Source organism: Colwellia sp. (assembly GCF_013215345.1).
In the GTDB taxonomy this organism is placed as follows: domain Bacteria; phylum Pseudomonadota; class Gammaproteobacteria; order Enterobacterales; family Alteromonadaceae; genus Colwellia.
On sequence record NZ_JABSOV010000220.1, the window covers coordinates 1 to 3289 of the forward strand.

4 protein-coding genes are annotated in these 3289 nt (G+C 38.5%); 3 read left to right on the forward strand and 1 reads right to left on the reverse strand.

Going from position 1 to position 3289, the window contains the following annotated elements:
• The coding region (locus HRT50_RS18350) for a 50S ribosomal protein L11 methyltransferase (RefSeq protein ID WP_291617195.1) at positions 1-385 on the reverse strand (385 nt) is incomplete at its 3' end.
• A gap of 170 nt (positions 386-555) precedes the next feature.
• Between HRT50_RS18350 and HRT50_RS18355 the strand changes: the two genes are divergently transcribed.
• The 3 genes from HRT50_RS18355 to HRT50_RS18365 form a co-directional block, all read left to right on the forward strand.
• Positions 556-1047, forward strand: coding sequence for a putative 4-hydroxy-4-methyl-2-oxoglutarate aldolase (locus HRT50_RS18355; protein WP_291617201.1), 492 nt, complete (start codon positions 556-558; stop codon positions 1045-1047).
• A gap of 162 nt (positions 1048-1209) precedes the next feature.
• Positions 1210-2175 carry an NAD(P)-dependent oxidoreductase gene (locus HRT50_RS18360; RefSeq protein WP_291617197.1) on the forward strand — a complete coding sequence of 322 codons (966 nt, stop codon included), beginning with the start codon at positions 1210-1212 and terminating at the stop codon, positions 2173-2175.
• A gap of 290 nt (positions 2176-2465) precedes the next feature.
• A partial coding sequence (locus tag HRT50_RS18365) for a THxN family PEP-CTERM protein (protein WP_291617199.1) occupies positions 2466-3289 on the forward strand: 824 nt, incomplete at its 3' end.

The following is a 3289-nucleotide window of genomic DNA, read 5'->3' on the forward strand; positions in this document are numbered from 1 at the left end:
TTACCGCGTCAGGGTCTGGCACGTCGCGCCAGCTAGGACAAATCCATAGACGTTCACCAAACTTCATTGGATGGAAGTTGTCCATCCACTCACGTTCCCAGTCTTTGTCTTCTAGTTGTTCAAGCTTGTAGCGCATTTGCTCTTTATCAGGGTGAATACCTTGTAAATAACTAATGACTTTATCCATATCATGGCTTGCTTCAAATAAGCCCATGACCACAGTATTAGACCAGTAAATAACGTCATCACCGGGTAGTGGTTCATATATGGGAGTGTCTTTTGCATCGAGAAAAGTAACGGCTTGTGAGCCACAGGCTGTGAGCCAGTCGCTATATTTTTCTGCGTTATCTTCGTTGGCACTTAATCTGAGTTGTATCCAAGGCATCTGATGTTCTCTACTGGTATTTTGTGTTTGCTGCTACTAATTTCGTTGTCTTTGACTTTGGTGCAAAGAGCCGATGTAATTGGCAAATAGTAGCAATAAATAAGCTTGATGCTAGTTTACCATTCATTACTGCTAGAGTAGGCATAAATAATGATAAAACGGAAATTACCATGCTGGATTTACTGCCTGATCTATTTGATCAATACCCCAAAAAACTTACCCTCGCGCAAGTACCCTTTAATGATTACGGTAAAGAAGTTATATTTTCTGGTGAGATAGTTACCGTTGCTTGCTTTGAAGACAATTCAAAAGTGAAGGAGCTATTGGCTACTGATGGTACCGGTAAAGTACTGGTTGTTGATGGCAAAGGCAGTCTGAACCGTGCACTATTAGGCGATATGATTGCAGAAAATGCGGTTAAAAATAATTGGCAGGCTGTGGTTATAAATGGCTGTATTCGTGATGCTGGCACTATTGGTACTTTAGAGATTGCTGTAAAAGCCCTTGGTTGTAATCCAATAAAAACAGAGAAATTAGGCATAGGTGACATTAACTTAACGGTTAACTTTGCCGGTATTGACTTTATTCCTGGTCAGTATATTTATGGCGATGGCAATGGTTTAGCGGTAAGTCAGACAAAGTTAACCTTAACTGAGCTTTAACGGAGCTATAGCTCATCTATGACCAAATTATTATCGAATTAATGCCTAATTGATACCTAGTTATAAACAATGAAAGCATCAAGTTAATGCAGATTAAGGTTTTCTACTTATTGCTATGTTAATGTGGGCATCTAAAGATAAGTAAGTAGAGTTGGCTTGTAGATGAAGTATTTCCCCGTTTTTCTTGATGGTAGTAAAATTAGTGCCATGGTGGTTGGTGGCGGCGATGTTGCCGCCCGTAAAATTGAATTACTGTTAAAAACCACAACAAATATTGTCATAATGACAGCAAGCGTAACTGAAGGTGTTGAACGATTGATTAATCAGCATCAACTCACCTGGCTAAAGCATAACTATAAAGCCGGTTTATTAGACGGCATTACTTTAGTAATAGCCGCTACTGATAATAAAACAGTAAATGAAAGCATTTATCATGAAGCTGTGAAGTTTAACATTCTTGCCAATGTAGTTGATCAACCTGCCCTTTGTACTTATATCACGCCAGCCATTATTGATCGTTCACCTATGATTATTGCTTTATCAAGTTCAGGCAGTGCCCCTATTTTAATTCGCATGTTGCGAGAACAAATTGAAAAGATTTTACCGCAAGGTTACGGCCGCTTGGCAGAATTCTCATTAAAATTTCGCGACCATGTTAAAGCACGCATCAAAGGTATACGCAATCGTCGTACCTTCTGGGAAAACACACTGCGTGGCTCAATAGGACAATCATTGCTAGATGGTAAACAACAAGAAGCCGAACAACAATTAATTGTTAGCTTGAAAGAAAAAGTTGCGCCACCTAAGGGTGAAATTGTATTTATTCAAACCCTTACCGGTAATCCTGACAATTTAACCTTAAATGCTCACCGCGCTTTACAGTTTGCTGATGCTGTTTTTTATGATGAAGCGGTCAATATAGAATTAATTGAATATGTTCGCCGTGATGCAGAAAAATATCCACAGAGTATCAGTTCTACTATTCTACTAAATTACCAACATGCTCTAGAGCTCGCCCAGCAAGGCCAACAGGTTATTTACTTACTAGCAGGTAATGAAGAGTTACCTAGCAATGCAGCACTAATTGCAAGCGGCATAAACACTAAAATCATCATTAGCGGCAGCTAACTATTACTTAAATGAATAAAATGACAGTACTACCCTCCCTTTAAAGCAGTATATTGCACAAAAACACTGTCAGTTTTTTTTACAGTCTGAATAAAAGCTCTAATTCTGCAGCACACAAAAAGGTTACAATTTAACCACATAGCTATTATGGCGTGCTCTATGCAGCATTATCGATGAAAACTCAACATGGAGTGTATCGATTAGTGACCTACTTAATGGCCTAAGTTGCATTTGTCACTCATTACTTACTTTAAGGTGTACTTTAATTTTATACTGACAAGGAGTAAAAAATGAACACACTTAAAAAGTTTATAACCGCTTTAACACTATCAACGCTAGGTTTTGCTTTTACCACTAGCGCTACCCCAATATATACTGAGTGGGATTTTATTGTTGACTCTGCTTTTACCTCATTTGCTTATACTGCAGGAGATGGAGCTACCAACGAAACTATGGACAATATATTACTTACTGCACCGACAATACTTGCTTGGGGTGATCAAGTATCACAAAGTTCTTTAGATATCTCTTCCGGTAGTCTTGGCAATATTACTGGCGATGACTTACCAAGTGGTACAGCAGTACAAACAGCTCTATTAATCCACAATAACATTTCTATCCCCGATGATTCTAAATTTTTAGATACTGCAACTTTAAGTACCTTATTACAACTTGTACCCGCTAATACTCCTTTTCCAGCACCGGTTCTAGGCAATGCACTTGCTTTCGATATTTTGTTTAAGGAAACACTTAATACCCCTGGTTTGTGTGGCGGAGTACCCTGTGGCAATGATATTTTTATCATGACTATGCCTCCAGGGGTTATATTTGACGGTTCTGAAGGTACCTTAAACCAACAATTCTCAATTTTTGAACATACCTACAACATTGAATTAAAATTAGTCAGTACACTCAATGGTACTGGTTTATCAGTACTGCATAATGACATATGTGATAGGGTCGCTGGTGCAGGTGCTGACTGTATTGGTTTAACCACTATTGAAGGCCAATCAAACGAATTTCAAGTTATGATGACCATTACCTATGTACCTGAGCCATCGACAATTCTACTATTGAGTTTGGCATTATTTGGGATTGTTGCCAGTATGAAAAA

Excerpts from the sequence above, each read along its gene's own strand:
- HRT50_RS18355 (WP_291617201.1), top strand. The coding sequence starts at position 556 with ATGCTGGATTTACTGCCTGATCTATTTGATCAATACCCCAAAAAACTT.
- HRT50_RS18360 (WP_291617197.1), top strand. The coding sequence starts at position 1,210 with ATGAAGTATTTCCCCGTTTTTCTTGATGGTAGTAAAATTAGTGCCATG.